Genomic DNA, 26859 nt, shown 5'->3' with positions numbered 1-26859 from the left:
GAAAAGAAGCTTATTTTTATCTAAATATCCTACTTCCCATATATACCCTGCAGTCGAAGCCTCCCTAAGAAGGATAACAATCACATCTCCCCTACTGGCGGTCACCTCCTTCCCTGAATCCCTCTCACTAAAGGTAAAAATGTTAGGCAAGCTTTCAACATGAGCAGAAGCGCTACCATAAAACAGCGTTAAAAAAAACACCACACTTGCGGTCAAAAGGAGTCTCATCCTTTCCTCCCCTTCCATTATATAGACTATACAAGTAGAAATATTATAGCATAAAAAAAGCGGGAAAGGGGGATCCCCCTCTCCCGCCAAGGAATTTACCTGCTATCTTAAAAGCTGGAGAACCGACTGCGGAAGCTGATTAGCCTGAGCAAGCATAGCAGTACCAGACTGGTGAAGTATCTGCAGTCTCACAAACTGCATCATCTCCAGCGCCATATCCGCATCCCTTATTCTTGACTCAGCAGCCTGAACATTAACCTCCATTATTCTCAGATTTTTGATTGTGTGCTCTAAGCGATTTTGATAGGCTCCAAGCTTTGAGCGCGCAGTAGATATCTTCTCCGTAGCTTTGGTAACCTTCTCTATGGCAAGCTCCGCTTCTTCTCTGGTCAGAACCGTGAGATCAGATATTCCCAACCCATCCGTATTAAGAGAATCTATGTCTATTCTCATAAGCTCATTCTCATTGGGTCCTATGTGAAGAAAAAGTGTTCCCGACGCATCTACCTTTATGTCCGCTTCTTCCCATCTTTCTCCATCGATATCGAAAGCAAGTCCCAAGGGAGTAAGCGTGTAATTAACATTGGTAGGAGTATAATATTTATAATCCTTAACGAGCTTTTCCAGCACAACGTGTTTTCCCCTACCTTCTATAATCAAGGTATCTGGACTATTTATACTGTATGAATTTCCATCCTCATCTTTCGACGGAACCCTGATCTTAACGTTCGTCCCGGACGAAGCGATGGTACCATCTTCTATGCCTTCGGTAGCGTTATTTAACCCTAACCAGCTTAGTATACTTGAATTACCTTCAACTATTATCTTATTAGATGGATCACCCGAAGCTTGAATCAAGAAAAGGTAGCTATCATTTGCAGCCGTTCCCTCATCCCTGTTATACGCTTTAACATTGGTATAAGCCGAAAGATTGTTTATCTTTCGTATAACATCCGCAAGCGTATCTGATGTATCCACGTCAATTCTAACACCGTTTATATATATAGCTCCCGTGGTCCCAGCCGTCCCGCTTACAGGGGTGCCTCCCATAACCCATCTCCTTGGATCGTATCTCGTATCATCATGTGCCCAATGGGTTTTAAAACCTATCCTTTCGAGGAAAGTAGTGTTTTGACCCCCAACGAGATCTCTATCCTCCAGCTCTATCTTGGTTCCAGAGTTAGCAGTAAGAGTAATATACGCCCGATAATCTCCCCCTCCAGCATTATAAGTAGTCAAAGCAGCTGTAACACCCGTTTGGGAAGATTTAGCGTTTATAACGCTAACAACCACCTTCAAGTCAAGATCATCAGCGTTTCCATCGCTATCCAAATCCTGTGTAGTAATGTTTATCTCAACGCCGTTTATGTAAAACGTATACGTTGTTCCCGTAGCCCCTGTAGTGTTATCGAAGTTTATAAAATAGGAATGATTGGTATTATCGGTATCCACATCCGCTCCGCACATCTCCATCTGCGTCATACTTACCCTCGTGGTATTAAATCCTATTGCCTGAAGATCTATATCATACCTCGCCAAACTCGCAAGAGTTTCCGCATCTTCCTCCAAGACGACGTTTCTATTCGCTCCCTGTGCGGTTATTCTTATATATTTTCTTCCACCAATATTTAAAAGCTCTGCCCAAACCTGTCCTCCCATTTGTTGGTTTATCTTATCGACAACATCTTGCCACGTAACTGCCCCACTTAAACTCACCTTAGTTCCATTGATCTTTATACGTTCATCGCTTCCTGAAGTAAAGCTTGGTCCTGTACCCGCAAGCTCGTTGCTCAAGACCGTTGGCACCGCTCCAAAACCGAGATCCTGAAGAAGTGCTTGATCCCCAGAGAGAATTATTTTCTCCTCAGAGCCAACCTCGGTTTGAACGAGCCTGAGATGCCCGTTATACCTCTCAGCCTTAACGCCAGTGTTGTGAGTTTTCTCGTTTATCTTATCTATGACATACTGCAATCTATCAAGTGCAGCTGCAAACTCAGAGGAATCAAGGTGAATCGCAACCCCGTTTATGACTATCTCTCCCGTGTGAATTCTATCGAGTATTGAAACGTTAGTAACCCCCGTGAGAGTGGCTTCGCTCGCTTCCTGATAGATCTTTACCTTATAAGTTCCGGGCTGAGTGGATGGGGATGCCGTCATGTTTGTAACATAGGCATTTCCTCCCACTTGATTAATTATGAACGAGAGCTCTCCCGTTAAAAGTTTACGTGTATTAAACTGGGTACTTTCGCCTATTCTGTCTATTTCCGCCTTAAGTTGATCTATCTCTTTCTGGATCTGCTCTCTATCGTATGAAGTGCATGTATCGTTGGCAGCTTGAATGGCAAGCTCTCTTATTCTATGAAGAATCGCATGAACCTCATCAAGCGCCCCCTCTGCGGTTTGAATCAAAGAAACGCCATCCTGTGCGTTTCTCGTAGCTTGATGAATACTCTTTATCTGGGAGCGCATCTTTTCAGAGATCGCCAATCCCGCGGCATCATCAGCCGCGCGGTTAATCCTCAAACCAGAGGACAATCTCTCGAGGACTGTTTGAAGCTGACCTGTGGTCAAGGTCAGCTGCCTATAAGCCTCCATAGCCGCGATATTATGATTTATCCTCATAAGCCCTCACCCCATCCCTGTAGTATACCGCATCCATGCGCTCCTTGGTATTCCTCATCCGTGAGGACTTCCCTTCACTTAGTTTTATCGGTCAGGGTGAGGAGGCACTTTAGAGGAAAACGCTCATTCTTTCTTCTTTTTCAATCTCTCAAGCTCTTTCACAACACTTTCTTCCACTTTTTGCTCAACCTGAGCAGCCATCTGAGCGGCAAGGATGTTCTCTCGCATTATAGCTTCATAAACTTCCTTCCGATGAACGGGGATTCTCTTAGGGGCTTCTATACCAAGGCGAACCTGATCCCCTCTTATCTCGAGGACCTTAATTTCTATCTCATCACCTATCATTATGCTTTGATTTATCTTACGGCTCAAAACAAGCACGATTATGCCCCTCCCTCTTCCTGTGGAAAAAGAGGATAACGTATTGGATAATCCTCGTTCAAAGCTATAACCTGTTTCGCTTTTCTATTCTTAACGTTCACCACTATTGGAGCTTTGAGATTCACAGTTGCTCCCTTAGGATTTCCCTTTGGTATGACCATAACAAGGAATAGAATAGCATCACGTGGATCTTTAAGATCTATGTCCTCGAGATCAGAATCACTTATATCGACGCTGAATTTTGGAAAAAGCTCGAAGGGATTAACCACAGGTAAAGCTATATTAGGATCCTCTATAGATTGAAACCACTTTATAAGCTGTCCCTCTTCACCTATTATAAAGAATCTCTTTAAATTTGGAAACCCTATGAGTCCGTGAGGCATAAATATAATCCTTTCCTCTGGAACCTCTATTTCACCAAATCTCAGGGTATTGACCTTCAACTGGCATTCCCCCTCTTAAAAATCTACCTTAAGAAGTCTATAAGGCTCGTTTGAACAATGCGAGCTCCCGTTCTAAGAGCAGACCTATATATGGCTTGCTGATTGGTAAGCTCCATTATAGCCTCCGCAATATCAACATCCTCTATCCTTGAAAGAAGAGACGTTACTTGAACTTTGTTATCTTCAAATCTCCTCTTGGTAGCTTCGAGCCTACGAACCTTAGCACCAACTCGGGCTCTCACTCTTAGAAGATGATCAAGATATTCGTCAAGCTCTTCCAGCCTTGGACCTGAAAGGGAAGTAGTTCTATTATATCGCAAATCCTCGCTTATCTTTCGCATAGTCTCAAATATATCAAGATCTCCCGCATAAACCATATCTTCCTCTTTGTTAAGAATTCCTATATCCTGTAAAACAGCTCCAACTTCGTCAGAGAGACTCATATGCTCATTCCTTTTAGTTTGGATAACAAGCTTTACGCCACTTCCCTCTGGAGCCACATAAGCATCAACAGCATCTCCAGCTCTCAGATTTATCCTATCAGCTATAACGGATATATTTGCTCCCGCAGGAACATCAACCCTATAAACGCTATCCCCCACTCTTATGGTAAACTCACCCGGACCGAATATAGAGGCGGAAGAATGTGCATCGCTCTCAAGCCTATACTCTATCCTCTGCGTGGCGAAGACCTTATTTCCCGGAACGTTAACAACTATGGTCTCTCCATTTTCTATCTCCCATGCCATTTCTCCCTCATCCCCACGATAAACCGCAACGTTGTTTTCTCCAAATGCATAAGGTTTCTCCTTGGTTTCATAGCCTCCAAAGATATACCTTCCCCCCAAGGAGGTATTTGCTATTTGAAGAACCTCCTCCCTCATTCTATCTATTTCATCGGCTATCGCCTCTCTATCAAGCTGAGACATGGTGCCATTGGCACCCGCTATAGTTCTTTCTCTGACCCTATGGATGATCGACGTTAAATGATCCAAAGCAGAATCGGTTATATTAAGCCACGATATTGCCTCATCCATGTTCTTCGTAAACTGGCCGTTTTCGTTAAGAACTCTGTGAAGCCTCATGCTTCGCACAGATCCAACAGGATCTTCCTCCGGGAGGTCAAACTTCTTCCCGGTAGCGTTTTGATGCTCAAGCTTAAGTAGTTTCTCCCTACTATCCATAAGATCAGTAAGAAATCTCCGTATAAAAACCTTATCGCTTACCCTCATGAGCTATATCACCTTCCTACAAGTCCCAAATTATTTACTATCCTCCCATAAGCCTCATCCATGGCATTTATGAATCGAGCAGCAGCGGCAAAAGCATGCTGAAATTTGATAAGCTGGGTCATCTCTTCGTCTAATGAAACGCCCATGACCTCTTGGCGTCTGTTATCTATCTGTTTAACGAGTAGCTCTTGATTATAACTCATTCGCTTTGCTTCCTGAGCATCAACGCCAAGCTTAGCAACAAGTGCTTCAAAAAATTGATTCACGTTTATCGTTTTATCCCTCAAAACGTTTCTATACTTAAACGAGGCAAGTTTATAAGCTATAGATCCATCACCGGGACCTGCGTTCTTTCCATTATCATCTCCCGCAGCCGATATAAGCTCTGGTGAGTCATTTATATCTATGGATAAATAAATGGAGGAAGAAGCTCCCTCCATCTTATAGATCTCCTCGAAGAAATCCTTGCCATTTTTGTCTTGATTTAAACCATAACCAGCTCTATGCTGGGCATTAAACTCCTTAATCAAGGTATAGGAAAGCTCATCCAGCCAGTCAAGATAACCCGGTAGGAGATCATCCCTTGCCTCAAGATAGCCAAGAAGCTCCCCATTTTGCATGGGAAAATACGGCTTCATAACGGTTGTACCAATTCCTTTAAGCTCAAATAGCATCCCGCGCACTACTTCTTTATACTCCCCCGTTAAAACGTTTTTTGCCTTTCTAAACCTGTTCACGAAACTCGTATAAAGCTCACCATTAATCCTGAAAACCGCATCGACTGGAGTCCATATATCGTTCGTTGTTATACCATTCCATAGACCGAGGCGCTGAGCCATGCTTGCCACCTCCCCAACGACAGATATTCTATAATCCACACCCAGGTGATTGCTCCTTAAGACGAGATAGTAATGCCCAGAGTCATTCCTGGCTATGGATGCGGCAAGCCATTCCTCATGAACCGTAGGATAGGAAGAGAGGTCCCCATTATAAAAGGCAGCGTTGATTTTATTCATTACCGTTTTCAGAGAATCCTCTCCGCTTATATGAATACTTACGTTGGGTCCATCGTCTACCTTAAGACATATATCTCCTCTCTCGTTCCTATCAAGCCAGCCAAGGGTGTAAAAGGTAATATCTTCACTCACAAAAGAAGCTCTTTCGTTTCCTATCATATGAGGAAGCTCATTAGCTACTTGAATCACGCTAACCATATACTCCGTATTTCCAACCACTGGAGCAGCATAGGCCACCGCCACGCTCGCATTTGACGAGAAATCTATGGGCTCAAAATCCCACCTTACATCATACATCCCATTATTAGCAGGATTGGGGATAAGCTCAAGATGATGCCTTATACCTCCTCTAACAACATCGACCCCATTTAAAACGAGTATTACACCACCGTTTGGATCCTCATCAACGCTGATATCTATAATCTTTGAGAGTTTTTCTATCAGTAGATCCTGTCTATCCTCAAGATCATTAGGATTATCTCCCACTCCCCTAACCATCTGAATTTGCCTGTTTAAATCCGCTATTTGATCTATGTAGGAGTTTATTTCATCAACCTTCATCTTAATCTCCTCGTTTAAATCCTTTCTGTAGGAACTTAACTCCTTAGAAAGGTGCCTTATAAGACGCGTCATAGTGAGCGCCTTTTCCCTCACGCTTTCTCTTATGGCAGGGTCCTCAGGATGAACATGGAGCGCTTCGAGCGCTTTCCAAAACTCATCCATATACTGCCTAAGGCTAGAATCAGAGGGCTCATTGAAAAACTCCTCGACCCTTTTCAGAACAATATCCCGCGTATCCCACCTACCCCAGGTTTGCATCTCTTCCCTATATTGAAGATCAAGAAACCTATCCCTTAACCTTTTTATCTGCTCAATCTTAACGCCAGTGCCCACCTGACCCGGTAAAGCGGGTCTGTTCATCGCGGGATCCGTATAAGGATACATCGTATTGAATTCCACACGCTGGCGCGAATAGCCCTCTGTATTAGCGTTTGAAACGTTATGACCTGTTACCTCGAGCCCCCTTTTCTGAGCAAATACAGCCCTCTTACCAAGCTCTATTCCAAAAAAACCGCCGGGATCACCCATAAAACGCTAAGCCTCCCCCTCAAAGAAGGAAAAAGATGACGCTTGAGCTTTTTTCCTCCCATATGTAGCTCGCGATACCGAATTCATCAAAGCATCTATCATGTAAGAGATATACTTAAGGGTCGACTCAACGAGATAACGATTTGTCTCATTAAGTTCTCTCAACTTAGCAAGCACATTTCTTAACTGAGAAGCCCTTTCCTCTACAACCGAAAACTTCTCCTTTGAAAGGTATCTTTTAAGATCGCTAATTTTCATGTTTTCACTTACACCAAGCTCGTTAGCAATTCTGGAAATCTCCTTAAGTCTCTTAGCCTCAAGTCTCTCAGCTTCAACAAGAAGCATTCTTTCCTCTGTAATTACGCGCGTTAGGGAATCTATATCGTTATTTATTACCGCTTCTTTTTTACGAGAGGAGAGTTCACACCATTTCTCATATAGCGATATTTCTTCTTCCAAAATGGAAGAAAGCCTGCCTAAGCCTATATCGCTAATTAAGCCTCTCATCTTTACTCACCCGAGAAGGGATATATTTCTTTCAAAACCTTGCGAGCCACTTCCTTAAGTGGCGGATCATATTTCCCCTCCTCGATGAGTCTCCTTATCTCATTGACTCTCGCTCTTCGTGTCTCAGAAACGGAGCTTATAGCTTCCTTGGCTATTTTCACCTCTAAAGCGGTAGACGATATCTCAACTTTATCTTCCGGAGACTGAATGCTACCCTCTGTCCTCTTTATCTTCCGCTTTGCAGGCTTTACCTTCTCTAAATATGTTTTAAAAATATCTCCTACTCTCTTGCCATACTCCATCGGAGGTTCACCCCCTCAGTTCTATTTCGGCAAGTGGAGGGGGATCCTTCAATCGCTCTTCTCTTTTTTCTTTTTCATCACCTCCGTTATATACATACGTGCGCGTTCCTTCTTCTCCACCTCTTTTTCCAACTCTGATTGAAGCTGGCTTAGGGAGCGCTCGAGTTCCTTAAGACACTTGGGACAATACTCTCCTGAGCTTATAGGAGCACCGCACCTCTTGCATCTTAACTTACCAGCCACATCTGTAAACTTAAGCTGAATTCTGCCTTGCCTTATAAAGTCAAGAATGAGATCTTCATCAACATCGGTAGCCTCGCTTATCTCCTTTATGGTAGCTAGTGGATTATCCCTCAAGTAGTTATAAACCTTTTCAAATGCCTTCTCTTCCTCTTCAAGGCATTTCGGGCAGATCTTCCTCCCCCCCGTCCACAGAAAAGCCCTTCCGCACCTGATACAGTTAACAAGCTCTGCCATAATTTTTTCACACCCCCTTAGCGATTAACGGCAATCACGAGCTTTTTTACAGTTAGAGCCCCTCCTCTCGTAATGACGTCTTCACAGGCTCTTAAGGTTGTCCCCGTCGTAAGGACATCATCAACGAGAAGTATTCTCTTTCCCAAAAGAAGCTCTCCCTTAAAAACAAAAACTTCCTTCAGATTCTCCTCCCTATCTTTCTTGGAAAGCTTAACCTGCGGCGGAGTGGATCTTATCTTGCATAGCTTACGGGATACCGGAACCGAAAGAAGACCGCTTAGCAATTTTGATAAATATAAAACGTGATTAAAGGTCCTTCTCCTTGAAGGGTCCTCTGGAACAGAAATTATGACATCGATGCTTCCCTCTAAATAAGAGGATATACTATCTCTAAACGCATTGACCAGTATGTCTAACGCCTTCCCATATCCTCCATACTTAACAGCCCAGATGAGCTCCTTCAATGGCCCATTATAAAAGCCAAAAGCATAAACATTACCATACCGCCCAAAACCTCTTATTCGAGAAAGGCAACTTCTACAAAGGGCGCTTCCCCATGAACCACAGGAAACACACCTATCCGGAAATAGCAGCTCTCTAAGCAAAAGGAAAGGTTCTACATCCTCTCCGCTGCTTTTCTTATCTCTTCCGCTTTATCCGTTTTTTCCCAAGGAACATCGAGATCCTCCCTTCCAAAATGACCATATGCAGCTACCTGCTTATATATCGGTCGACGAAGATCAAGATCTCTTATTATTGCAGCAGGACGAAAATCGAAAAACTCTCTGACGAGCTCCTCTATCTTTTCATCAGCTATTTTGCCAGTACCAAAGGTGTCAACGGAAATCGCAACAGGATGCGCCACGCCTATGGCATAAGCTACTTGCACTTCACACTTCCCGGCGAGCCCCGCGGCAACTATATTTTTAGCAGCATATCTCGCCATATAAGCACCGGATCTATCGACCTTTGTGGGATCTTTACCAGAGAAGCATCCTCCACCATGTTTAACCGCTCCACCATAAGTATCAACCATTATCTTTCTGCCAGTCAAACCTGTATCAGCCATAGGCCCACCGAGAACGAACCTTCCCGTTGGGTTAATGAGATACTTAACATCCTTAACAAGAAGCTCGGGAGGAACAACCGGCTTTATAACGTGCTCTATAAGGTCCCCTTTTAACTGATCTAACTCTATAGCAGGATGATGTTGAGCAGAAACTATTATCGTCGTTATCCTAACCGGTTTTCCGTCCTCATACTCTATTGTCACCTGTGTTTTACCATCCGGTCTAAGATAAGGAAGTATTTTTTCCTTTCTGACGTAAGCCAATCTCTTGGCAAGCTTATGAGCCAATGTAATTGGAAGAGGCATCAGCTCTTCGGTCTCCGTGCAGGCGTATCCTATCATTATTCCCTGATCTCCTGCTCCTATTCTATCTATCTCCTCATCAGTCATCTGTCCTTCCCTTACCTCCAGAGCCCTATCAACTCCCTGAGCTATATCGGGAGACTGCTCGTCGATAGCAGTTATAACTGCACAAGTGTCCCCATCAAAACCATACTTAGCTCGTGTATATCCTATTTCCTTAACTGTCTCTCTAACCAATCGAGGAATATCAACGTAGCACTCCGTCGTTATTTCTCCAGCTACAAAGACCAATCCCGTTGTAACTAACACCTCACATGCAACCCTGCCCATAGGGTCTTTTTCCATAATCGCATCGAGAACAGCATCTGATATCTGATCGGCAACCTTATCCGGATGCCCCTCGGTAACTGACTCCGAGGTAAGAAGAAACTTTCTTGCCATTACTCTTCCCCCTTTCAATTATGTTTTGCCATTTCATTCTTTAACTCAGTTATAACATCTACAGGTGTTGGGTCAACACCATTTAAATAAGCTAAGTATAAGCTTACAAGATCTCCAAAATATATCAAGCTATAGAGCAAGGCCATCTCTCCCTTGCCCTTTCCCTCGATCTCTCTCCATCCGCCAACACTTCCTAAAATCAGCTTTCTTGTTATACCAAACCTTAAAGACACTCTCCTGTTTTCCCTCACATGTCTCAAAGCAACTACCTTAAAGACATCTTTAAAGCTACGGCTCATCCAGCCTACTATCTCGTTATGATCAAGCTCAGGGAGGAAATGATAATAAGCAGGCTGCTTGCTGTTTTCGTTTATCTGTGTTTTCCACCTATAAGCAGCAACCCCGCTTATTCCGCCATCGCCATATATCAATGGAACGCTTCCATAAAGCCAGGAAGCGAGCTCCTTAGCTCCATTAGCGGAAAGGGGAACCTCTGGAGAGAACTCTTCACTCATGCCTTGAAGCACGGAAATAGTTTCTTTGAACTCCTCATCAAAATTCGCAACTCCCAACCTGTTCATAAAAACAAGCAACGGAGCGGAAAGATAGCCCAGTGCAGCTCTCGGTTGTAACCCCGAAGGAACCTTAAAAATAGGTATACCTCTTTCCTCCGCCATTTTCCCAAGCTTGCCACCGCTACTTACAAATATGGCTTTAACACCCCTTCTAAGCGCTTCCTCACATGAAGAAAGCGTCTCCTCAGTGTTTCCCGAATAGCTCACACCCATTAAAAGTGTATTTTTACCTACCCACACAGGAATGCTATATCCCCTATTAACTTCAACGAAAACCTCGCTCTTTTCTTTAAGGAGCACCTTGAGTATATCTCCTCCGACTGCAGATCCTCCCATACCGGTTATCAGTATGCTATCAAAATGCCCAACCTTGGGAAGATCAAAGTCAAAAGCTTCCCTCATCGCCTCTTCAAACTGTCTCGGGAAATCCAAAACTGCCTTGATACTCCCCTCAGGATCAACCGTTCCAAGATCCAGCTTATCTAAATCTACCACACTCATCCCCTCCTCAAAGCTACCATACAAATTTCTCACCTAAGTAAAGCTTGCGAGCTATTTTGCTCTTCGCGATGCTACCAGGCTCCCCCTCTATCACTATTCTACCCTGATGAATTAGATAAGCTCTGTCAGTTATCGATAGCGTCTCCCTGACATTGTGATCTGTAAGTAATATTCCTATTCCCCTTTCTTTAAGAGATATTATCATCTGTTGGATATCGTAAACCGTTATCGGATCTATACCCGAAAATGGCTCGTCTAAAAGAAGAAAAAGAGGAGCTCCTACCATGGCTCGGGCTATCTCCACACGCCTTCTCTCACCACCAGATAGCGAAAACCCCTTATAATCCGCTATATCTTCTAAACCAAATTCCTCGAGAATCCTAAAAAGGAGTTTCTTCCTCTTATTCAACGGGACTCCCATTCCCTCCATAGCAAGAAGCAGATTCTCCCTTACGGTTAATCCTCTGAATATGGAAGGTTCCTGGGGTAGATAAGCTATCCCAACCTTTGCCCTCCTATACATAGGCATAGCAGTTATATCCACCTCATCGAGCAAGACCTTCCCTTGGTCAGGCTTAACGAGTCCCACAATCATATAGAATGTGGTAGTCTTCCCCGCTCCATTTGGACCGAGCAATCCCACTATTTCTCCCTCATTTACGCAAAGCGATATATCCTTGACAACCTCTCTTCCACGATAGATCTTTACAAGTCCCTCTCCACAAAGTAGCGCCATTATCTCTTAGCTCTCAGTGAATTATCATTTTGGTCCTTCCCAGAGCCTTCATGACCCCTGTTTTAACGTTGTATATGATCTCATCCGCTCTTATTTCAGTCTTTCCCTTAAAAGCCACAGCATTACCAGAAACTCTCACCTTGCCTTTTATTAAATCATAGGTCCCCTTCTCCCCCTTAACCCTCACTGAGGTAGAACCTTTGCGATGTATTAGAAGAACTTTGCCAGAGACGTCTACCCTTTCAAGCTTTCCATCTCGCAAGAATGTAAGTTTAGCCCTCTCCGCAGACAAAGCCAGCTTCCCATCATCCCCCATATAAACTGGCGAAGAAATTTCCGCCCTTTCACCCTTAAGAATGATTTCTCGTGCCTTAAGAGTAAATCTCTTCCCTTCTATAAAGGGATTATCGTCTGCCTTGAAAGTCCCATCTTCGTAAGCCTCGAGCCTTCCACACCTTAGCTTAATGCCTTTCTTAGTGATAAGAAGCACGTTGCCTTCCGCTCTCACCAGCTGAAGCTTTGATATAAAACTAACCCTGTCTGCTCTCACCCTGCCTCTTTCATCCTCTATAATCACGTTTCCCTCAAGCGAAGCATCATTGTTCTTAAAATTTACCCAGCCTTTATCAGCTAAAGCTCTTTTATCCCGCCAAACGAGCCTCACGTTCCCAAAAGCTTTCATTAAGTTATCTTCTGGATAGAAAAGAACTTTATCCGCGGTTAAATTAACGCTCGAGGCAAAAGCTGATAAAGCCAAAATTAGCAAGAGAAAAAGAATCACAAGAGCGGAAAGCAGCCTTTTCAAGAAGCTTCCCTCCTCTCTCTCATCGCGGACCACCTGAGATAAGCCTCTATGAACGGATCAAGATCCCCATCTATAACCTTAAGAGCGCTGCTCGTCTCCAAACCGGTTCTATGATCCTTAACAAGCGTATAGGGATGAAACACATACGACCTTATTTGATTTCCCCATGCTATCTCTTTCTTTTCTCCTTTAAGCTTCTCTATCTCTTCCATCTTCTTTCTTCTCTCAAGCTCGTATAATCTGCTCTTCAGTATCTTCAATGCCGTCATCTTATTTTGATATTGCGATCTTTCATTTTGACAGGAAACCACTATTCCCGTTGGAAGATGAGTTATCCTAACAGCGGTGTCGGTCGTGTTGACATATTGTCCCCCGCGTCCACTTGCCCTGAAAGTCTCTATCTTGAGATCCTCCTCTTTTATCTCTACCTCAACATCTTCTGAGATTTCCGGAATAACCTCAACCGATGCAAAGGAAGTGTGCCTTCTTCGAGAAGCATCAAAGGGAGAAATTCTCACCAGCCTGTGAACACCATTCTCCCCTTTAAGAAGCCCATAAGCATATTCTCCCTCCACGAGTATCGTAGCACTCTTTATTCCTGCATCCTCTGCCTCTTGGTACTCAAGAACCTTTACTCTAAAACCCTTATCCTCAGCCCATCGCATATACATCCTTAAAAGCATATAAGCCCAGTCCTGGGATTCCGTTCCTCCAGCACCAGGGTGAATTGACAAAATAGCGTTAGATTTATCAAAATCCTCCGAAAGAAAGACCCTCCTTTCCCACAAAACGACATCCCTTTCAAGCAGACTGAGCTCCTGCGCAAGCTCTTCGCTTAGCGCACCATCATACTCCTCTCTCAAAAGATCAATAATTGCCTGAATATTCCCTATGCGTTCCTCTATAACGCCTAAAGCACTTAGAGCACTCTCTATCTCTCTTAAGCGCTTTCCTGCTTTCTGCGCCTCTTCAGAGTTTTTCCAAAATTCGGGCGATGATAACCTCCTTTCAAGCTCCCTCTTTTCACGCTCAAGGGAGCTTATGTCAAAAACAGGTCTGGAGACGCCCCCAGCGCCCCGAAAGCTCCTCCCACCTTGAAAGCATTTCCTCCATCTTGACCACAGCGAATCCCCTCCTAAGCTTTGCGATATTGAAGAACTATTATCTTAGGTTCCTTTGGGAGAGAAGCAGGATCTACATCCACCCAGCTTTTATCAAGTACCTCAACGTTTTTAAGACCAGAAATAAAAGGCTCAACCCCATCTATGGGAAAGTTCAAAACAGGCGTCTTAAAGTGCATTGGTATAGTTATCCTTGGATTTAGCTCAGAGATGAGCCTGCGAGCCTCAGCACCATCTATGGTATAGTAGCCTCCAACAGGAACGAAAAGAACATCTACTCTGCCAAAGCTCGAAATCTGAGCTGGCGTCGGAACATGACCAAGATCACCAAGATGAACCAATCTTAAACCATCAGCGTCTATAATAAAAGCCACTATTTTTCCTCTTTCTCTGCCTCCCGATTTATCGTGGAATAGCTCAACGCCTGAAATCTTAATTCCCTTAACAGTCCTTAGGTCTGGTGTGGTTATCACAAATGGATTACCTCTAACCCCATCCACGTAATTATGATCAAAGTGATCATGACTCACGAGAACTATATCAGCCTCATCCTTTATCAAAGGATATCCGACAGAAGGATCATATGGATCGGTTATTATCCTTACCCCCTGAGATGTCTTTATAAGAAAACAAGCATGCCCAAGCCACTCAATCCTCACGATCTTCACCCCCTTTTATCAATAAAAGTCCTCCAAGCTCTCAGAAGAATCCTTTCCCAAGGGACGATGAGCATCCTCTCGCGTTGCCCAAGGCGTCAACGGAAACCTCACCGTCATTGGCACTCTTAAGAAAGGCTGATCCACTATGAGCTCCCCTTGAAGAAGCGTTGAAGCTTTTTCTCTTTGGGCAGAAACAAGATGGGCATACTCATCCTTCTTGAGTTCGGCTACCTTTTGATGGCCTACAACCATGGTTGAAGCTTGCGTTATAACTCTATAATCTACCTCGGAAGCCGTCTGCTCCGCGCCTATCATTATTATTCTGAAGGACCTACCACGCTCCGCTATATCTCTGAATATGGCCCCCAAGGGACCTCCTCCCATCCGGGGAGCATATTTGTTAAGCTCATCGAGAAAGATAAACACCGGCTCGGGCCTTCCCGCACTTTCCTTAGAGTTCAGCACTTCCTTAAGGATAGCACCAACGACAAAGACCTGAGCCCTATACCTGAGCTTTGCGATATCTACAACCGTGATTCCGCCTGGGCGATCCCATTCTATCCAGTATGAGGGAGGTTTATACTCTCGAACGATCCCCCCTATTTCCAGAGCCTCTATAGGCTTCCAGATCCTGTTCAGATCGAGCTTTCTTGCCGCTCTTAATCTCCTCGCCATGGCCTTGATGGTCTTTCCCTCAAGCTCCTCCTCAGACTCGAGCCTATTCCTGATATCATCCCTTTTAACAAAGTCTATAAGCGCTCCAAAAGTTGGAGGGATATCAAACTCGTCTAAAACAAGGTCAGGCTCTCTTCCACAGACCTTCAAATAAAGCCTGACTTTCTCATCCTCGGTAAGGGAATCAATATCAACCTTATATCTACTCCTGAGCCGTGGAAGCTCTTCCAAAGCCTGAAAAACAAGACGCCTATAGTTCTCCTCAAGTATATCAGAGAGTGCTGAGACAGCAAGCTGAAGATTTACATTCCTTGAAAGTTCTTCCGGATCAAACATAAGCTCAAGCAGATTCAATCTTATTATATCAAGTATATCCCATCCAAACACATTAACGCCATAAATCCTGTGAGAAACATCTGCTTCAGAGCTTCTGCTTTTTGCAGGGGCATAAAACTTCACATTTTTAAATGGTTCCGGGGGAAGCCCCATTTTTTCAAACATCTTTTCCCATTCTTCCCTTCGAGGGCTTTCAAGCCACTCTGCATTCCACTCATCCAGAAAGAGCAATCCTTCTCCCTTAACATTAAATACTATAGCCCTTGAGTTAGCAAGATCTCTCTTAGAGGGATCTTCAAGAGCAAGCCTCTCTCCCGTTTTAAGAAGAGAATAGAGTAAAAAGGTAGCATATGATGTCTTCGCAGCTACTCCCGATACACCAGATATGTTAATATGGGCACCGTTATCTCCAAGTATATAAGCCAAATCGAGATACGCTACCCCTCCATTAAGAAGAATCCCTACGGGGAGAGCACGATTTTTCTCCTTGAGAGAAGAGAAACCATAAACCTCATCGGTTTCCCCCTCATCAACGAGATAAGCAGGAGTCCCTGCCGGCGGGGGAACCGAAACGAAGGGCTCTAACCTTGTTATTATCACCCGTGCGAGATAAACGGGAAGAGCAAAGCTTTTCTTCGAGGCGATAAGCGCCTCCTCAAACCCCTTCATGCCATCTCGATCCCATCTCGTTTCTATCTCCACGATAACGCCATAAGCAGTTATCTTCTTAAAGCGCTCGTAACTAAACTCAATTCTCACCATATCATCGATCTGAACCATCTTTACTGGCAAGCTGGAGCTCTCCTCGATATCGATCCTAATCCAGAAGTCATAAGGCGTTATAGGCTTTAAACCACTGACATTACCTACTTTCAAGCATATACCCCTCCTTCCAGAAGAGCACCTATGTAATCGCTCGGCAAGAAGAAAGAAGAAAGCCACTCCTCAAGGGAAGCCATTACAGGGAGATTCTCCGGGCTTCTGGGAAGATCACAACCCCTTATGGTAAGCGATGAGAGGAAGGCAGCAAGTGAATCGAAAACAACCGAAATTTCCCTTTTTAAACGCTCTCTGCTCTGATTATTTTCGAAGAGCGTTCTCGCCACAATAGTTTCAAGGCGAACTATTCCTTTCATTGGATTTTCATAAGGTTCCGGCTCTGAAATTCTAAGATAGCACATAATTCTGAGAATATCCTCTCTCTCTCTGAGATAAACTGCGTAAAACGGGGTTCTTTCCCCGCGGGCGAGCTCTCTCAAGATAGCCAAGTTATCCAAGGGCAAATGCTCTCTTAGGATTCGCTTAACCAATCCAACCGGGCCAACCCGCGTCCCTGAAAAGAGCGGAGCCCCCGGATGAATGGTCCCATCCTTCACGATAAAAGCGCTCTCTCGTCTAACGAGTTCTTTTAGATAATCGCTTTCTTCAAGAAGAAGACGATTATTAACGGTTCTCGAGACCCTATCCTCCCCTTGGGGAGACAGAGAAACAAGCTCAAGATCGAAGCCTTCCAAAAGGGGAATATAGGCTCTTCTCCCTCCCAATTTTGCTATCTTGTGCTCAGGCAAAGCAACCATTCTAACAACACGTGGATGCTTACACGGCACGATAGACCCGTCCATACTCCAGAAGAGGTGTCCAACGACTATCTCAGCTACGCATCCTTCAGTACCATCCCCCCCATATAATCTTTTATGTATTCTCCGAACCCCATCCACAAATATGACCTTTTTCAGGTTCATCAAGCTCTTGGAGCTGGACAGCCATTTTCTCCAGGAAGATGGATCAATCGAGACCTCGTGAAAATCCTCATGCTCGAGAAGACGCGACTCTCTTTCAACCCTCGTATGATAAAAAAAGGGCTCTTCCCAGCTATGCCAGTGATCAGGATACATATCCAAAGATCTTAAAACCTCAAGAAGATTTAGGCCCATTCTACCATCCCGCTCCTGACCAAAAGCTTCTCGGGAAAATAATCCGCAAAGACGGGATCATGAGTTATTATTCCAACAAGCTTACCCGTGCGGTCGAGTTCCAGAAGCTCGTGAGCTACCATACCGAGATTATCCCTATCCAAGGGAGAAAAACCCTCATCTATAAAGAAAGCCTCAAGTCCCCCTGCAAGAACCTCAGCTATCCCAAGAGCGAGAGAGAGAGAAACAAGAACCTTTTCCCCTCCGGAGAGATCCCTTATGCTTTTTCTTTCCCCTCCAAGATCCTCATCCAAAACGAAAAGCTCAAGCTCCTCGGTCGCTTCTATTGAAAACCTCCCCTTGGTTAACCTCGAGAGATATGAATTAGCCACCTCCGCAGCCTCAAATAGATAACGAGACACCAAAAATTTTGGAAAGTTGCTATCCCAGAGACATCTTTTAAGCTCACTCAAAAGGCTTACCTCTCTTTCAAGCTCTTCTACTTTCCTTCTAAGAAGACCATAGTTCTCAAGCTCCTTATCTATCGCCTCGATTCTACTTTTCGCCTTCCAGATGTTTTCTTTAAGGGAAGCTTCCTTAGAGCGAAGGCTCTCAATCTGACTCTTTAGCTCCTCAAGTTTCGCCTGCACGGAAGGCAGATCACACTGAAAGGCTATTTTGCTCTCCACGCTTGATATCTTCTCTTTTCTGAGCCTAATATCGTGCTCCATTTCCTTGATCTCGAGTGATAACCTCCTTCTCTCTTCAACAAGAGATTTCTCAGAAACTTTTAATACCTCAAGGGTTCGTCGCAATTCCTCCCCTTTCCTTTCGAGCTCCTCCAGCTTATTCCTTCTCCAAAGAAAGGCTTCCTCAATCGAGGAGAAAACCTTATCATCGGTTGAACGTTTTCTCCAAACCTCATTGAGCTCCTCTGCCACTCTTTTTTTCTCAAGCAAGTTCTTTTCGAGAGAGGCTATCTCAGTAGAAATCTCTTCCATCAACCTCATTTTTTCCTCTTTCTCCTTTTCGAGAGCCGAAAGTCTTCTTCCAGATTCTTGAACCTCCTTGAGAGCCATATTACATGCCTTTTTCAGCCTTAAAAGCTCCTCACTTCCGATTTTCTCCCTCGCTCTCGGAAGAGACTCTATCACTGAACCGCAAAGCGGACAGATATCCCCAGTCCTAAGCCCCTTCTGAAGTTCCAAAATGAAGTACTTTTCCCTCTTCAACTCATACTCTCTTCTAAGTTTCTCCTCATCCTCACTAAGCTTCCTGAACCTCGCCTTCTCCTCCTTCACCCTTTCAGAGCACCTACGAAGATCCGCTCTAATGATACGGAACCTTTCAGTCCGCCTCTTCAGCTCCCCCGAGATCGATGAAATCTCGGACATCAAAGGAACTAACTTCATACGAATAGACTCGAGCTCCTTAACTATGCTTTTTTCACTTTTGCAGAGCTCCTCCACCTTCTCTAAGGAATCGAGAACTTCCTTCCTTTTAACTTCTTTATCCCTGAGTTCTCCTTCTATCTCTTTCATTCTCTCAAATGCCTTTTCTTTCCTCTCCTCAGCGCTTTTTAAAAGACGTTTCTCCACCTCAAGCTCTCTTAAAAGCCCCTCAAGGCTTCTTAGCTCTGAAGCTTTCTCTTCAGCCCTCGTACATCCTCTCTGAATCTCTTCGAGCTCTTTCTGAAGGCGAGAAAGCTCCAGCAGAATTTTCTCCTTCTCTTCTTCAAGCGCTTTAGGATCCACGGTAGAAAGTTGAGCACTAAAAGCTTTCATAGTCCCCTCTTTTTCCCTGAGATCCAAGTCGAGAAGCTCTATCATGCGGGGTAACTTATCTCCACTTAAAAGCTCCTTTAAAGCCTTCATTCTCTTCCCAGCGCTTAGCTCGAGAAAGCTCGTTATCTCACCCTGGGGTAATAAAACTGTAGTCTTGAAAGTCTCATCGGTCAAACCTATGAGCTTTCTCACCCTCGTAGTAGCTTCCCGGGCAGAGGTTATCCTCTCAGAAGTATCAAGGCACTCTAAATAAACCGAACCACGTCTTCTACCTCTACCTGAAAGATCTACTTCTCTCTTTACCCTCCATCTTTTTCCATGATGAATAAACTCGAAATCTACCACTGCTCTACCATCCTGAGAAAGCCTGTTGACCACCCCTTCATATCCAGAATCATGTCGAAGAGTTCTGCCAAAAAGCGCAAAATAGATAGCCTCAAGCAGACTACTTTTGCCTGCTCCATTAGGACCTTGTATAACAAAAAGTCCCTTTCCTTCAAAGGAAATATCAACATCTCTCAATCCAATGAAGTTTCTGACCCTAAGCCTGAGAGGTCTCATCCTCCTCCACCTTCCTGTAGTAATACCTGAATTTCTCTATGAGCGCACTACTTTCTATTCCCTTCATTTTAAGGTATTCCTTAAACATCTCTATAACATTTCCACTCCTCTGAGCTATCACTCTCTCAGACGAGGTACGCTCTTTTCTCCTCACAATGACTTTAACTATTCTCTCATCGAGAGAAAAAACCCTATTCCTATAATATGAAGCTGGAAAGGAGGCCCCTCCCTCCGGGAAATCAACGATCACCCTGATATAAGCATCACCATTAACTTTTCCAAGGAGGGAATCAAGAGCATCGATCTCCAAAGCAGAAACGACGAATGTTTTAAGAGTTTTAGCTCCCACATCTATAGGCTCAACCACAGGATTTTCTCCTTCCCTTAACTCCACCAATAGAGCACCAACAACGTTATTTTCTTCACCAAACCCCACTCTTACCAAGCTTCCCGAATAATAAGCATTAGCTGACGCCCCCGATATTCTCCTTTGAGAATGGATATGCCCTAAAGCAACATAGTCAAAGAGATCGCTACTTAAAAAGTCCTTCGGCACAAATAGCTCAGAAGCATAGGTAAACTCATTTTGGTATGATACTCCTTCAACCGCCATGTGTCCCACAAGAACGTTCCACTTGTCATTCTTAGCAAATTTTTTCAGCTTTGCCTTATACTCCACAAGAAGCCTTCGTGCCTTATCTTGAATCTCTCCCATAGCACAGTCCCTCAAGAGCCTTCTTAACGGAAAATAAGGAAAATAAAAGATCCTAATGCCATCAAAATTTTCAAGTGGTTCTCCGAGCGAGGACAAGATATGTATCCCTACACGTGATGAGAAAAGATGATAGGTGGTAAGCCCCCTCCAATCATGATTTCCGAGAACGATTATCACCGGAGCTATTTCCGAAAAATCTATGAGAAAGGATAAAACCTCCTTTGCATCTGATTCGGAGGGAGCAGTGTAATGGTTAAAGAGGTCTCCCGCTATTAGAATATAATCTGGCTTTCTATCCTTAGCATAGGCGTATAACTTCTCTATTGCATGTCTTATCTCAGGATTCCTATCCTTAGAACGCGGGGAGTCCTTCCAAGATTTCAATCCCCAATGCCAATCCGCTGTGTGAAGCAAACGTATCGTCTCTCGCAATCTATATCACTCCTTGAAAAATTATATCACACAGCTCTAAGCTTAAAAGCTTCAAAGGGAAGGTGTGCATCCTCCACTATCCTTATCTTCCTGTGGTATGCTTTCTCCCATTCCGGACGAAGCTCCTCAAGGCGTCTTTTTATGGCAGGATTGACGACTATTTCTATCTCTTCAGCCGTGTTTGAGGTCAGAAACTTTCTAAGTCTTCTCTTTATATCCATAAGGAGCGTTTCCTCATTAAGAACCCATCCTCTTCCTCCACAGTATGGACAAGTCATCCCAAGCTTCTCAACCAGATCCGGTCCCTCACGCTCCCTCGTAAGCTCAAGAAGTCCCAAAGGGCTAAAAGAGCATATCTCGACATCTCTCTTGTCCCTCTTAAGAGCAGAAGAGAGCTCCTTCAAAACGAGCTCCCTGTTTCTTTCGCTCTTCATATCTATAAAGTCTATTATCACTATACCGCCTATGCCTCTCAATCTTAATTGGCGAGCTATTTCTCGCGCAGCCTCAAGGTTAGTTCTTAAAGCCGTTTTTTCAAAGCTTTTTCCTCCAACAAAGCTTGAGGTGTTTACATCTACAACGGTTAGAGCCTCTGCCCTATCTATCACTATCTCACCACCACAGAGCAAGGGAACCCTCCGCGATAGGAGCATATCAAGCTCTTTCTCAACGCCATAAGCTTCAAAGAGCGATATACCAGGAAGATCATGATACACGAATTCAACAGCCGAGCCTGATGAACTCCACTTTTCGATCGTTTTCCTTGCCCCCTCTAAGGCTTCTAAGCTATCCGAGCAAATGTCCTTCACTTCCGGTGAAAACCAGTCGCGAAGAACCCTCTCAATCAAGGGAGGTTCAGAATAAAGCAAAGAAGGTGCTGGAAGAGAATAAAATTTCTCCATTATTCCAGACCAAAGCGATAGAAGCTCTGAAAGCTCTTCTAAGATCACCTCTTCTTCTTCCCCCCATGCAGCGGTCCTGACCACAGCACCAAAGCCGGAAGAAAGTGAGTCTGCAATCAGTTTTCTTAACCTTTTCCTCTCGGAGGGTTTAGTAATTCTCCTTGAAACGCCGATTTTGCCCCAATCGGGCAGGATCAAAAGATAGTGACCTGGAATAGTTATCTTCGTGGTCAATCTTGGCCCCTTAAGATCCCTCCCCTCCCTTGATACCTGAACCACAATTTCGTCCCCTATCCTTAAGCTTTTACCACCCAGATCCTTAAGCGGGAGAAAGCCGTTCTTTTCTATTCCTATATCTATAAATGCAGCTCCCATGCCGGGAAGGACCCTCTCGACCTTCCCCTTATAAATATTCCCGACTATATCCTTAGCCCATGGCCTTTCGAGAAAAAATTCCACAAGATATCCTTCCTCAAGCAGAGCAATTCGGGTTTCTTCATCAACGCTTATTAAAATACTTATCAAGCTCCTCAACCTCCCCAAAGGGGGTTAAAAGCCCCCCATTTTCAAAGCGCCATAGGCCAATGCGCTTGATCAAGACGATATCTTCCCAGGAAAGGCCAGTAGCGAGAAAAAGCACCTTGATCAGGCTTGGAGAAGATGAATCACACAAGGTAAAGAGCCTATAAGCTCTGTTACTGAGTTTGATGACCTCACGAACGAGATCCCTCACTCCAAAAAAGTCGATCTTCCTATCTTCTAAAAGATAAAGATCGTAAATCGAGAAGTTAATAAACTTCATTAAGCTAAAAGAAGGTGCTTTTTCGCACCTCGAGATCCCAAGCTCCTCAGGGAGCTGAGCATTCAGTCTTTTAGCCACTTCCCGGGGCTCAAGTTCAACCTCAAGCTCGATGTCAAAATACTCCCTTTCCCCCTCTATCCCCACGGGAAGAGGCGGGCCAAGACTTACCCTCATATGAGGAGAAAAACCTCTACTATAGGCAACTCTTAAGCCAGCCCTTCTTATGGCCCGTTTAAGCGAGTTAAGCCAATCAAGATGAGATATGAACCTAAACGGTCCTCTCTTCCCATGCTCAAGACGCAATTTCATTTTTAACCCTATAGGAGAGGCAAACCCCACACATAGAGCAGGGGCTCCATCTACAATCCGGCGTTATTATACCCCTTAAAGCCCTCTTGTGCTCCGCTATCAGGAAATCTCTGGATACTCCAGAATCTATGTGATCCCAAGGAAGAGAATCATCATAGGAAAAGCCTCTCGTTGCGTAAAATGATGGGTCAATTCCCTCCTCATCAAAAGCGCGAAGCCACGCTGAAAGATTAAGCCGATCGTTCCAACCATCGAAGCGCGTCCCCGCTCTCCACGCCCTCTCTATAACGCGAGATATCTTTTCATCTCCACGAGCCACCACCGCCTCAAGAAAGCTGAGATCAACATCGTGATAATGAACTTCTATGTCTCTTCCCTTGAGAGAGGACTTTATAAACCTCAATCTCTCACGAAGATAATCCTTAGGGAATTGTCCTTCCCATTGAAATGGCGTATGTGCCTTGGGAACGAAGGACGCAATGCTTATAGAGAGCGAAAACTTTCTGTTGAATCTCTTAGCTATTTTATGCACTTCTTTAATGAGAGAAACCATTCCCCTTATATCCTCGTCTCTCTCAGTTGGCAGACCAACCATAAAATAGAGCTTTACCCTGTTCCAGCCCTTTCTTGCTACCTTTTCCAGGGTTTTAAGGATGTCTTCCTCGCTAATATTCTTGTTTATAACATCTCTCAGTCTCTGAGTTCCAGCCTCTGGAGCGAAGGTCAATGTGGTCTTTCTCCCTTTCATCACTTCTTCCACAAGCTCTATAGAGAAAGCGTCCATTCTTAAGGAAGGAAGGGATATCGTTATCCTAAATCCTCTTCTTTTAAGTATCTCCCTTAAACGAGGAAGCACTTCTCTTATCGCAGAGTAGTCGCACGACGCAAGCGATGTAAGAGAAATCTCCTCATAACCAGTGGAGGAAACAAGACTTTCAGCAAGCTCGAGGATCCTTTCCGGGCTTCTCTCCCTCACCGGCCTGTATATTATACCTGCCTGACAAAATCTACATCCTCTCGTACACCCTCTGAAAATTTCGATCGAAATTCTATCATGAACGATTTCGCTCCAAGGTACGAGCTCAACCGAAGGATAAAAAGAGCTATCAAGGTCTTCTACTATATTTCTTCTTATTCTCTTATTTCGCCCATGAATCAGCGGAACCCAAAGCCAAGGAAACCTTTTACCAGCTTCTTCAAGAAAATCCCTCTTTCTCCCCCCTGATTTTTTCCACTCCCTGTAAGTCTCAAGTAGGGTAAGAAAGGAATTTTCTCCATCACCAAGTATAAAACAATCAAAAAAGGAAGAGAAAACCTGAGCTATAAAAGCTCCAGGTCCTCCTCCTATGACTATGGGATGCCGATCATCTCTATCTTCTGCCCTCAGAGGAAGTCCGCTTAGATCAAGGAGGGTCAAAATGTTAGTGGCATTCATTTCATACTGAATGGTTATAGCGAGAAAATCGAAATCGCTAACTGGAGTAGAACTTTCAAGAGATTTCAAAGTCTCTCCTCTTGCTCTCATCTCCTCCTCAGCATCGATCCACGGCGTAAAGACTCTCTCGGCTGAAAGCCACTCCACACCGTTTAGCATCCAGTAAAGTATTTTGTATCCCAAATAGGACATACCTATCTCATATGTGTCCGGATATGCTAAGCAAACTCTTACCTCAGAATTTTTCCAATTTTTAAGAGGAATATTCCACTCTCTTCCTATATATCTTGAGGGCCTTGAAACAAGAGGCAACCAGCTCATACCAAATCCTCTTTCGAAAACCTATATCTGTAAACGCTCAAAGCGAGTCCTATACATATCATCATTGCAAGTGAAGAGCTTCCACCATAGCTGAAAAAGGGTAGTGGCAAACCTTTCACAGGCGTTAACCCAAGAGTCATTCCCACATTTACGAAAACGTGAACAAAAAAGAGATAGGCGACACCTGCACATATATAGAAGCCTTCTCTATCCTTAGAAAGAAGAGCTATCTGATAGAGTCTCCATATTACAAACAAATAAATCAAAAGCAAAAAGGAGGTTCCTATAAAACCAAATTCTTCCCCCCAAACGCAGAAGATAAAGTCGGTATGATGCTCCGGCAGAAAGCGAAGTCTATGCTGAAGTCCCTTAAGAAAACCCGCTCCAAAGACCCCACCTGATCCAAGTGATATCTTCGATTGAACTAAATTATATCCTGCTCCCAAAGGATCGTAGCTTGGGTTCAGGAAAACGAGGAGTCTTCTCTTCTGATAATCTCTTAGAAAGCTCCACATTACTGGAAGTGCTCCTAAGGAAAGCATAAGCGGTGTAAAGAAAAACTTCAAACGTGACACTGAAAGGAAAAGATAAAAGAAGAAAAAAGAGAATATAACAGCGGAAGTTCCAAGATCTGGCTCCTTTGCTATAAGAAGCGTTGGAAGAGCAGCATAGAAGAAAAGCTCAATCACACCACCCCATCTATCTATGGAGCCGCGCGCAGATAAAACTTTAGAAAACAGGACTATCATAATAGGCTTCATAATCTCAGATGGTTGAAGCGAAAATCCAAGCATCGAAAGCCATCTTCTCGCTCCACCGGCACCCTTTCCTGCGAAAAGAACGAGTGCAAGAAGAGCCAATCCTAACACATAAAAATAGCTACTACGCTCAACAATACGGTGATAGTCATAAAAAACCACTATAGTACACGCTATCCCCCCAAGAACGATCCATATAACCTGCTTGTAGAAAAAAATGCCTTTTTCTCCAAAGGTTGCGCTGTAAAGGTTAAGCAACCCAAGAAAAACTAAAAGAATAATCGAAAAGACTAACCCAAGCTCAAGCCCTTTAAATCTCAAGAGCTTATCTCCTCCAAGCTCTCGATGTCGATTTACCAACAACTGGAACGCTTATATAGAGAAATGTTTCTCCGTTTTTCCTCATAACCTTAACCTGAGCTCTATCCTCGTCATAACTTACATAATCTCTTAAGACCGATAGTATTCTATCAGTCATTTCTATCATTTCGCTTCTTGAGAGCTCGGTTCTATCGTGTTTTAGTATTATCTCAAGTCTATCCTTAGCTATTTTAGACGAAGGAACCTTTCTCTTAAAAAGCCTGAAAACGAAAAGCAATATCATTCACCTACCCTGAGTATCTGCTTGATCTTTCCCCAAAAGCCCGTGCTCTTTTTAGGGATCAGTTTCATAAGAGGGACATCCTCTCCCTTTAACCTTGAGACTATATTCCTAAAGGCACGGGAAGCAAGGCTATCCTCTTTCAAAATTATCGGTTCACCACGATTAGTTGCTACTATCACTTCCTCATCTTCGGGAACTATACCAAGAAGCGGTATAGCAAGTACATCAAGAACATCATTAACGCTAAGCATATCTCCCTTTTCCACCATTTCTGGCTTTATCCTGTTGATTATAAGGTGAGGCATTCCCTTGCCCATACTTTCGAGCATCCCTATTATCCTATCAGCATCTCTGACTGCGGAAACCTCCGGTGTGGTTACCACTATTGCTTTATCCGCTCCCACAGCAGCGTTTCTAAAACCAGTCTCTATACCAGCAGGGCTATCTATTAGAACATAATCAAATCTCTCTTTAAGCTTAGCACATATAGCTATCATCTGATCAGCAGTAACTGCTTCCTTCGTCCTTGTTTGAGCAGCAGGAAGCAAAAATAGCCTTTCTACCCTTTTATCTCTAACAAGAGCCTGCTCAAGTCTACAGTTCCCCTCAACGACGTCAACCAGATGGAAAACAATGCGATTCTCCAGGCCAAGTACCACATCGAGATTTCTCAAGCCTATATCCGCATCGACCGTTACCACCTTAGCTCCCTTTAAAGCCAGTCCTACCCCAAGGTTAGCGGTTACCGTTGTCTTGCCCACCCCTCCCTTTCCGGAAGTTATAACGTAAACCTCTCCCATGAAAT

26 protein-coding genes and 1 pseudogene are annotated in these 26859 nt (G+C 44.0%); all 27 read right to left on the bottom strand.

The window, feature by feature from the left end:
* A partial coding sequence (locus tag J7M13_09110; protein ID MCD6364135.1) for a hypothetical protein occupies nt 1–228 on the bottom strand: 228 nt, incomplete at its 3' end.
* Nucleotides 229–330: 102 nt separating this feature from the next.
* Nucleotides 331–681, bottom strand: coding sequence for a flagellin (locus J7M13_09105; protein MCD6364134.1), 351 nt, complete (start codon nt 679–681; stop codon nt 331–333).
* 1749 nt (nt 682–2430) lie between these two features.
* Nucleotides 2431–2850, bottom strand: a pseudogene (locus J7M13_09100) (flagellin).
* A 123-nt stretch (nt 2851–2973) separates the two neighbouring features.
* Nucleotides 2974–3231 (bottom strand): carbon storage regulator CsrA, encoded by a 258-nt coding sequence (csrA, locus tag J7M13_09095; GenBank protein MCD6364133.1) that lies wholly within the window; start codon nt 3229–3231, stop codon nt 2974–2976.
* A gap of 2 nt (nt 3232–3233) precedes the next feature.
* Nucleotides 3234–3674: a flagellar assembly protein FliW gene (locus J7M13_09090; GenBank protein ID MCD6364132.1), complete on the bottom strand. Its 441-nt coding sequence runs from the start codon at nt 3672–3674 to the stop codon at nt 3234–3236.
* 23 nt (nt 3675–3697) lie between these two features.
* Nucleotides 3698–4906 (bottom strand): flagellar hook-associated protein FlgL, encoded by a 1209-nt coding sequence (gene flgL / locus J7M13_09085; protein ID MCD6364131.1) that lies wholly within the window; start codon nt 4904–4906, stop codon nt 3698–3700.
* An 8-nt stretch (nt 4907–4914) separates the two neighbouring features.
* A complete protein-coding gene (gene flgK / locus J7M13_09080; protein ID MCD6364130.1) occupies nt 4915–7011 on the bottom strand; it encodes a flagellar hook-associated protein FlgK in 2097 nt (698 codons plus the stop codon).
* 6 nt (nt 7012–7017) lie between these two features.
* Nucleotides 7018–7518: a flagellar protein FlgN gene (locus J7M13_09075; GenBank protein ID MCD6364129.1), complete on the bottom strand. Its 501-nt coding sequence runs from the start codon at nt 7516–7518 to the stop codon at nt 7018–7020.
* A 2-nt stretch (nt 7519–7520) separates the two neighbouring features.
* Nucleotides 7521–7820: a flagellar biosynthesis anti-sigma factor FlgM gene (gene flgM, locus J7M13_09070; GenBank protein ID MCD6364128.1), complete on the bottom strand. Its 300-nt coding sequence runs from the start codon at nt 7818–7820 to the stop codon at nt 7521–7523.
* A 48-nt stretch (nt 7821–7868) separates the two neighbouring features.
* A complete protein-coding gene (locus J7M13_09065; protein ID MCD6364127.1) occupies nt 7869–8297 on the bottom strand; it encodes a MerR family transcriptional regulator in 429 nt (142 codons plus the stop codon).
* 17 nt (nt 8298–8314) lie between these two features.
* Nucleotides 8315–8902, bottom strand: a complete 588-nt coding sequence (locus J7M13_09060) for a ComF family protein (GenBank protein MCD6364126.1) — start codon at nt 8900–8902, stop codon at nt 8315–8317.
* A gap of 11 nt (nt 8903–8913) precedes the next feature.
* Nucleotides 8914–10110 (bottom strand): methionine adenosyltransferase, encoded by a 1197-nt coding sequence (metK, locus tag J7M13_09055; GenBank protein ID MCD6364125.1) that lies wholly within the window; start codon nt 10108–10110, stop codon nt 8914–8916.
* Between the two features lie 14 nt (nt 10111–10124).
* Nucleotides 10125–11180 carry a bifunctional phosphoglucose/phosphomannose isomerase gene (locus tag J7M13_09050; GenBank protein ID MCD6364124.1) on the bottom strand — a complete coding sequence of 352 codons (1056 nt, stop codon included), beginning with the start codon at nt 11178–11180 and terminating at the stop codon, nt 10125–10127.
* A gap of 19 nt (nt 11181–11199) precedes the next feature.
* Nucleotides 11200–11922 carry an LPS export ABC transporter ATP-binding protein gene (gene lptB / locus J7M13_09045; GenBank protein ID MCD6364123.1) on the bottom strand — a complete coding sequence of 241 codons (723 nt, stop codon included), beginning with the start codon at nt 11920–11922 and terminating at the stop codon, nt 11200–11202.
* A gap of 13 nt (nt 11923–11935) precedes the next feature.
* Nucleotides 11936–12727, bottom strand: a complete 792-nt coding sequence (locus J7M13_09040; GenBank protein MCD6364122.1) for a hypothetical protein — start codon at nt 12725–12727, stop codon at nt 11936–11938.
* Nucleotides 12724–13770, bottom strand: a complete 1047-nt coding sequence (gene prfB / locus J7M13_09035; protein MCD6364121.1) for a peptide chain release factor 2 — start codon at nt 13768–13770, stop codon at nt 12724–12726. Before prfB ends, J7M13_09040 begins: the two co-directional genes overlap by 4 nt.
* A gap of 92 nt (nt 13771–13862) precedes the next feature.
* Entirely contained in the window at nt 13863–14507 is a 645-nt protein-coding gene (locus J7M13_09030; protein ID MCD6364120.1) for an MBL fold metallo-hydrolase, read from the bottom strand.
* An 18-nt stretch (nt 14508–14525) separates the two neighbouring features.
* Nucleotides 14526–16400: an ATP-binding protein gene (locus tag J7M13_09025; GenBank protein ID MCD6364119.1), complete on the bottom strand. Its 1875-nt coding sequence runs from the start codon at nt 16398–16400 to the stop codon at nt 14526–14528.
* Entirely contained in the window at nt 16391–17452 is a 1062-nt protein-coding gene (locus J7M13_09020; GenBank protein MCD6364118.1) for a hypothetical protein, read from the bottom strand. The genes J7M13_09025 and J7M13_09020 overlap by 10 nt, the downstream gene beginning before the upstream one ends.
* Entirely contained in the window at nt 17443–19776 is a 2334-nt protein-coding gene (locus J7M13_09015) for an SMC family ATPase (protein MCD6364117.1), read from the bottom strand. Before J7M13_09015 ends, J7M13_09020 begins: the two co-directional genes overlap by 10 nt.
* Nucleotides 19757–20923, bottom strand: coding sequence for an exonuclease SbcCD subunit D (locus tag J7M13_09010; GenBank protein ID MCD6364116.1), 1167 nt, complete (start codon nt 20921–20923; stop codon nt 19757–19759). Before J7M13_09010 ends, J7M13_09015 begins: the two co-directional genes overlap by 20 nt.
* A 26-nt stretch (nt 20924–20949) precedes the next feature.
* Entirely contained in the window at nt 20950–22350 is a 1401-nt protein-coding gene (locus J7M13_09005) for an Rne/Rng family ribonuclease (GenBank protein ID MCD6364115.1), read from the bottom strand.
* Nucleotides 22325–22936, bottom strand: a complete 612-nt coding sequence (locus tag J7M13_09000) for a DUF2344 domain-containing protein (protein ID MCD6364114.1) — start codon at nt 22934–22936, stop codon at nt 22325–22327. The genes J7M13_09005 and J7M13_09000 overlap by 26 nt, the downstream gene beginning before the upstream one ends.
* The gene (locus J7M13_08995) at nt 22920–24692 is read right to left on the bottom strand and encodes a TIGR03960 family B12-binding radical SAM protein (protein ID MCD6364113.1); all 1773 of its coding nucleotides are present in this window, start codon (nt 24690–24692) and stop codon (nt 22920–22922) included. The genes J7M13_09000 and J7M13_08995 overlap by 17 nt, the downstream gene beginning before the upstream one ends.
* Nucleotides 24689–25771, bottom strand: coding sequence for a rod shape-determining protein RodA (gene rodA, locus J7M13_08990; GenBank protein MCD6364112.1), 1083 nt, complete (start codon nt 25769–25771; stop codon nt 24689–24691). Before rodA ends, J7M13_08995 begins: the two co-directional genes overlap by 4 nt.
* A 4-nt stretch (nt 25772–25775) precedes the next feature.
* Nucleotides 25776–26048, bottom strand: a complete 273-nt coding sequence (gene minE / locus J7M13_08985) for a cell division topological specificity factor MinE (protein MCD6364111.1) — start codon at nt 26046–26048, stop codon at nt 25776–25778.
* A gap of 2 nt (nt 26049–26050) precedes the next feature.
* The gene (gene minD, locus J7M13_08980) at nt 26051–26854 is read right to left on the bottom strand and encodes a septum site-determining protein MinD (protein ID MCD6364110.1); all 804 of its coding nucleotides are present in this window, start codon (nt 26852–26854) and stop codon (nt 26051–26053) included.
* Nucleotides 26855–26859 lie beyond the last annotated feature (5 nt).

The sequence above is a fragment of the Synergistota bacterium genome (genome assembly GCA_021159885.1).
In the GTDB taxonomy this organism is placed as follows: Bacteria; Synergistota; GBS-1; order GBS-1; family GBS-1; genus AUK310.
Note: the sequence above shows the minus strand (reverse complement) of the source record. Positions and strands in the feature narration are given on the sequence as shown.